The organism is Microbacterium sp. B35-30 (assembly GCF_010634855.1).
Taxonomy (GTDB): Bacteria; Actinomycetota; Actinomycetes; order Actinomycetales; family Microbacteriaceae; genus Microbacterium.
Map to the genome: position 1 here is coordinate 1 of NZ_MWLQ01000065.1, position 4,948 is coordinate 4,948.

Annotated in this window: 6 protein-coding genes and 1 pseudogene; 4 read left to right on the plus strand and 3 right to left on the minus strand. The window is 68.7% G+C overall.

Annotation, left to right across the window (positions count from 1 at the left end):
• Positions 1 to 46 precede the first annotated feature (46 nt).
• Positions 47 to 1,360: an LLM class flavin-dependent oxidoreductase gene (locus B2K11_RS20280; protein ID WP_163620900.1), complete on the plus strand. Its 1,314-nt coding sequence runs from the start codon at positions 47 to 49 to the stop codon at positions 1,358 to 1,360.
• Between the two features lie 69 nt (positions 1,361 to 1,429).
• On the opposite strand, the gene B2K11_RS20285 is transcribed toward B2K11_RS20280, so the two are convergent.
• Complete coding sequence (locus B2K11_RS20285) at positions 1,430 to 2,059, minus strand: TetR/AcrR family transcriptional regulator (protein ID WP_163620901.1); 630 nt, start codon at positions 2,057 to 2,059, stop codon at positions 1,430 to 1,432.
• A gap of 118 nt (positions 2,060 to 2,177) precedes the next feature.
• On the opposite strand from B2K11_RS20285, the gene B2K11_RS20290 reads away from it, so the two are divergent.
• Positions 2,178 to 2,729 carry a hypothetical protein gene (locus B2K11_RS20290; protein WP_163620902.1) on the plus strand — a complete coding sequence of 184 codons (552 nt, stop codon included), beginning with the start codon at positions 2,178 to 2,180 and terminating at the stop codon, positions 2,727 to 2,729.
• A 118-nt stretch (positions 2,730 to 2,847) separates the two neighbouring features.
• On the opposite strand, the gene B2K11_RS20295 is transcribed toward B2K11_RS20290, so the two are convergent.
• Positions 2,848 to 3,129 carry a hypothetical protein gene (locus tag B2K11_RS20295; protein WP_163620903.1) on the minus strand — a complete coding sequence of 94 codons (282 nt, stop codon included), beginning with the start codon at positions 3,127 to 3,129 and terminating at the stop codon, positions 2,848 to 2,850.
• Positions 3,130 to 3,138: 9 nt separating this feature from the next.
• Positions 3,139 to 3,684, minus strand: coding sequence for a hypothetical protein (locus tag B2K11_RS20300; RefSeq protein WP_163620904.1), 546 nt, complete (start codon positions 3,682 to 3,684; stop codon positions 3,139 to 3,141).
• Between the two features lie 347 nt (positions 3,685 to 4,031).
• Here B2K11_RS20300 and B2K11_RS20305 point away from each other — a divergent pair, with 347 nt between their 5' ends.
• Both B2K11_RS20305 and B2K11_RS20310 read left to right on the plus strand, forming a co-directional pair.
• The gene (locus tag B2K11_RS20305; protein WP_163620905.1) at positions 4,032 to 4,628 is read left to right on the plus strand and encodes a hypothetical protein; all 597 of its coding nucleotides are present in this window, start codon (positions 4,032 to 4,034) and stop codon (positions 4,626 to 4,628) included.
• A 64-nt stretch (positions 4,629 to 4,692) separates the two neighbouring features.
• Positions 4,693 to 4,948, plus strand: a pseudogene (locus tag B2K11_RS20310) (HNH endonuclease); the annotation flags it as partial.

Here is a 4,948-nt window from a genome sequence, read left to right on the forward strand (position 1 = left end):
CCCCCCCCCCCGCCCGCTCCCCCTTCCCCGCCGTGAAGGAGTTCGCATGACCACGTCCCGCCGCATCCAGTTCGGAGTCTTCTTCCAGGGCGTCAACTTCGGCACCATCTGGTCGAGCGACCGCAGCGGCTCGCAGTACGACTTCGAGTCGTTCCGCCGCATCGCCCAGACCGCCGAGCGCGGGCTCTTCTCGGCGTTCTTCCTCGGTGAGGGGCTGCGGCTGCGCGAGCATTTCGGCCGCATCCACGATCTCGACATCGCCGGGCGCCCCGACGCGCAGACCCAGCTCGCGGCGCTGGCCGCGGTGACCGAGCGCATCGGCCTCGTCGCGACGCAGAACACGACCTACAACGACCCGTACGACCTCGCGAAGCGCCTGAACTCGCTCGACCTGCTGAGCGAGGGCCGCGCCGGCTGGAACGTCGTCACAACCGACAACGCCTGGACCGGGGCGAATTTCCGCAAGGGCGGCTACCTCGACCACGCCGACCGCTACCGCCGCGCGTCGCAGTTCGTCGCCGCGGCCCAGCAGCTGTGGGATGCCGGTGCTGACGGCGTCGGCACGCCGGTCACTGTCGAGGGCGACCTGGTGTCGTTCGCGGCTCCCGCACCCCTGCCGCCGAGCCCGCAGGGCCGGCCGATCATCTTCCAGGCCGGGGACTCCGACGAGGGCCGCGAGTTCGCCGCATCCACAGCCGACGTCATCTTCTCGGGACACCCGGGGCTCGAGGATGCCATCGCATTCGCTGCCGACGTGCGTCGGCGCCTTCCCCGGCACGGGCGAGGCGAGGACGAGCTCAAGTTCTTCCCGGGAGCCCAGTTCATCCTCGCGCCGACCGACGCCGAGGCCCGCGAGAAGGCCGAGTGGGTCACGCACGCCCAGGTCTCGCCGCAGACCGCGCTGCGCTTCCTCGAGCCGATCTGGGGCAGGGATCTGTCGGACTTCGACGCCGACGGCCCGCTCCCCGACATCGACCCGGTCGTGGACGAGGTCGATGGCGCCCGCGGCTCCCTCTTCCAGGGGCGCCGCGCACTCGACACGGCGAACCAGTGGCGCGAGAGCGCGGCCGCCGAGAACCTCTCGATCCGCGAGTTCGTCATCAAGCGCTCGTCGCTGCGCACCTTCGTGGGCGGCTACTCGACGATCGCCGACCGCGTCGTGCAGTACGTCGATGCCCACGCGGTCGACGGATTCAACGTCTCGCCGTACCTGGTGCCCGAGGGGCTCGACGATATCGTCGACGGGCTCATCCCCGAGCTGCAGCAGCGCGGGGTCTACCCCACGGAGTATCCGGGCACGACTCTGCGCGAGAACCTCGGCCTGCCCGACGTCAGCGAGCGGGCCGAACTCGCGGCCTGACACCGACGCTGGCGTCCGCCTGCCCGCCCGCCCGCGCCCCGCGTGGGCGGGCGGGCGACCCGGGTAGGCTCACCGCGCCGGTCGAGAGGTCGGCTCGGTTGCCTGGTGCGGTGCTCCGAACGTGCGCAGCACGTGTTCGAGAGTCGAGGTGAGCAATTCCTGGGTCGCCTCGCGGGTTGCCTCTCCACGCAGCCAGCGGCGTGTCGCCGAACGGTTCAGCCCCGTCCAGCACTCGAGCGCGTAGCGCAGCCGGGCCGAGTCTGCGGCGATCTCGCGGTGGAAGACCGTGAGCACGGCGACAGCTCGTCGAACGAGAATGGTGACGACACGTCGCACTTCAGGGTCGGCGATGTCTTCACCTGGCGCGATCGTGCCGAGATAGATGATGCGATTGGACTCCGTCCAGTCCAGCCAGCGTGATACGGAGTTCTCCACACGTGCGTGTGCGTCGCGACCGGCGGGCGGCCGCAGTTCGTCCTCGAGGAGCGCGCCGAGCCGTTCGAGCAGGGCGATGTAGACATCCTTGCGTCCGCCGAAGTAGTGGTGCACCAGGCCGCGGGTGACGCCGGCCGAGCGCGCGATGTCCTCGACCGAGACCTCCTCGTAGCCGCGCTCGGCAAACAGCTCGTTGGCCACGTCGAGCAGCTGCTCGCGCCGGTGCGTGGCGTCGAGGCGTCCACCCTTTCGCGTGGTGCTCATCAGGTGAGTCTCCCAGGAATTGGCGATTCGTCAAAAGTCTGTTAGCGTTTCGCCAATAGCGAGCGGCAGTGCCGCCCCTCGCGTCGCGGGTTGCGGCGCCTCGTTTGAAGGAAATGCAATGCGCAAGAGCATCCTCGGCCTCGCGGCCGCCACGGCAGTCGTCGCTGCGACCCTCATGGGCGGCGCGGCGAATGCGTACACCCTGGACGCCGGCACCGGCACCGGCTTCGTGGGCAAGGGCGAGGTCCAGCAGGTGATGGGCTGGAACAACAAGACGCTCCAGGAGAACGCCTCCAACGTGGTGTTCACCTACGAGTCCACCGACGACTACTCGGCCGTCTGCACCTTCGTGACCGGCGAGGGCACGCGCGGTGAGAAGACGCACAACGTCGCGCACACGACCGAGACCGCTGTCATCGCCTCCGTCAACGGCGACCCCCGTCAGACCAAGGGCCAGAACCAGTTCACCGGCTTCAACCTGGCGGGCTTCGGCGACGTGACCGGGGCCGGCGTGATCCCGGTCGTCGGCGCGCCTTGCCCGGGCAACGAGGGGCACGACGGTCAGTGGACGGCAGTCACCCTGGTCAGCTCGACCGGTGGCCTGTACGCCAACGGCCACCTGCTGACGGTGACCCCGGTCGTGGCCCCCGCCCCGGTGGTCGCAGGCTGATCCACCGCATCACCTCGACAGCCCGTCCCGCTTCGGCAGGACGGGCTGTTCGGTGTCCGCTTGCGAGCGAACCAGTGGCGCAAGCGGGTTGGCCGCGTCATCCGTCTCGGCTGTTGTTCTACTCGAGGGACCTCCGACCGGAGACCCGACCGACGAGGAAAGCGAGCGCGACCAGCCCCACAGCGAAGATGACCCATCCCGCCACGGTGACACGGGAGAGGACGACCGCCGACCCGCCGGGAACGAACGTCGCATCGGCGAGAGGTTGGTACGCGAACCAGCCGAAGGACACGATCCCGATCGGCGTGAACAGCCCGGTCACGATCGTTATCGCACCCGCCGCGACGAGCGCGGCCGCACCGACCCAGGCGAGCGTCGGGCTCGGTTTTCTGCCGGCCATACGCCGACGCTATCGCGAGGTGATCCCGGTATCCGATGACGGCCCTGCCGCATCGGAATGCGGACGCGATCTCTGCGGCGATTCCGCGGCCTCCGGCGCGGCGAGGATGATGGCGATCGCCTCGACGCCGAGCACCACGAGGGGGCCGTGCGGCCAGTAGCCCGTTGCGAGGGTCCCCGCGACGAGCAGCGGCAGGGTCAGTCCCAGCACGATCCGCACCCACAGGCGCCAGCGCGACCCGGCCGTGACCGCGGCGAGGATGCCGGCAAGGCCGACCGCGATGAGCACGAGCGCCTCTGCGCCCCAGAGGAAGTGCAGAGGCGCCTCCTTGGGCGTGTTGAGGTAGCTCAGCGCCGTCACCGGCGCACCCACGAGGACCAGCCATGCCATGACGGCGCCGCCCCATCCCGCTCTCCGCAGGTCGGGAAGCAGCGCGAGTCCGATCGCCAAGAACGACAGAGCCGCGAGCGCCCCGAAGACGATGTACGGATCGTGGACCGCCTCCCGCGCCCAGAAGTACGCACGGTAGTGGAACACCCACTTCCACAAGGGCACTCCGAACTCCGCCGCCGGGAACGGCAGGATCGCCAGAGACCACAGTCCTCCGACGCCCGCGAGAACCGCGCGCCACGGTCGTGTTCGGTCGATGGACGTGAGACGGCTTCCCCGCATGCGCCGATTTCACCATCACTCCGGCGGGCGGCGCCACCCTCGTGGAGGTCGAGGCGGGTCGTGCGGCCGGCACGGCCTTGCGCACCGGGTTCAGATGCATTCAGCGTCGGCGGGCGCTGGTCGATGCGAAGCGGCGACACCAGAGGTATCGACACCTCGCAGCGCATGTGGAAGCGTGACGATCGATTCGTGGTGCGGAAAGGGTCGTGCTCACCGGAAAGGGCCTACATATGAGCGACGACAATGGGACCGAGCCTGCGCACCCCCAATCGCGGCCGCAGGCCGAGAATATGGACCGGCTTCATGACGACCTGCAGACCGAGTATTACCGGATCGTCGGGATCGTCGAGGGCTTTGATCAGCGCCTCCTCACCATCAAGAGCTGGGGCGTGACGTTCGCGCTCGCCACTCTCGGCTTCGGGTTCCAACAAGGTCACTACGGTCTGTTCCTCGTCGCCGCAGCCGCTGCGCTGGCGTTCTGGCTCATCGAAGCCTCAGTCAAACGGCATCAGATGCGCTACTACCCACGGATGGGCGACATCGAGGCGATCAGCTTCGAGCTCTGGTCCCAGAACACAGCCAGCGGGCCCGCGTCATCGCCGCTCATCGACTGGAGTTTCCACACTGCCCCGCCCCGGCTGGTCGGGGGACAGCCCAAGGGCGATCCCCGAGAACCACGCCCGTGGAAGAACATCAACGACAGGCCGGGCGCAAATCGTTGGGTCTTCTTCTGGCCGCACGTCGCGCTGCCGCACGTGATCGTGGTCGCGGTCGGACTGGCACTTTTCGTGGTCGGACTCACCACCGGCGCGCTCGGCGCGATCTAGGAACCTTTCGCCGTAACGAGCTCTGAGCGCGCGAGTGTCGTATGTATGTTCTACTGTTGGGAGCATGTCACCCGACACCAGCTTCGACGATCGGATGCTCCCCGACGAGCTCGATCTGGTCATCGAGGCGGCCGACATGATGACGGTGCTCGCCGCCCAACGACTGGTGCGGATCGACGCGATGCGGCGTGAGGCGCTTCGCGAGGCGACGCGCAACGGCCGGGTCCTGACCGAGGTCATGGAACGCGGCGTGCGACTGGAGCTCGCGGCCGCTCTGCGGATCACCGAGCACGCCGCCGGCGATCTGCTGAGCTTCTCCG

Excerpts from the sequence above, each read along its gene's own strand:
- B2K11_RS20280 (WP_163620900.1), top strand. The coding sequence starts at position 47 with ATGACCACGTCCCGCCGCATCCAGTTCGGAGTCTTCTTCCAGGGCGTC.
- B2K11_RS20285 (WP_163620901.1), bottom strand. The coding sequence starts at position 2,059 with ATGAGCACCACGCGAAAGGGTGGACGCCTCGACGCCACGCACCGGCGC.
- B2K11_RS20290 (WP_163620902.1), top strand. The coding sequence starts at position 2,178 with ATGCGCAAGAGCATCCTCGGCCTCGCGGCCGCCACGGCAGTCGTCGCT.
- B2K11_RS20295 (WP_163620903.1), bottom strand. The coding sequence starts at position 3,129 with ATGGCCGGCAGAAAACCGAGCCCGACGCTCGCCTGGGTCGGTGCGGCC.
- B2K11_RS20305 (WP_163620905.1), top strand. The coding sequence starts at position 4,032 with ATGAGCGACGACAATGGGACCGAGCCTGCGCACCCCCAATCGCGGCCG.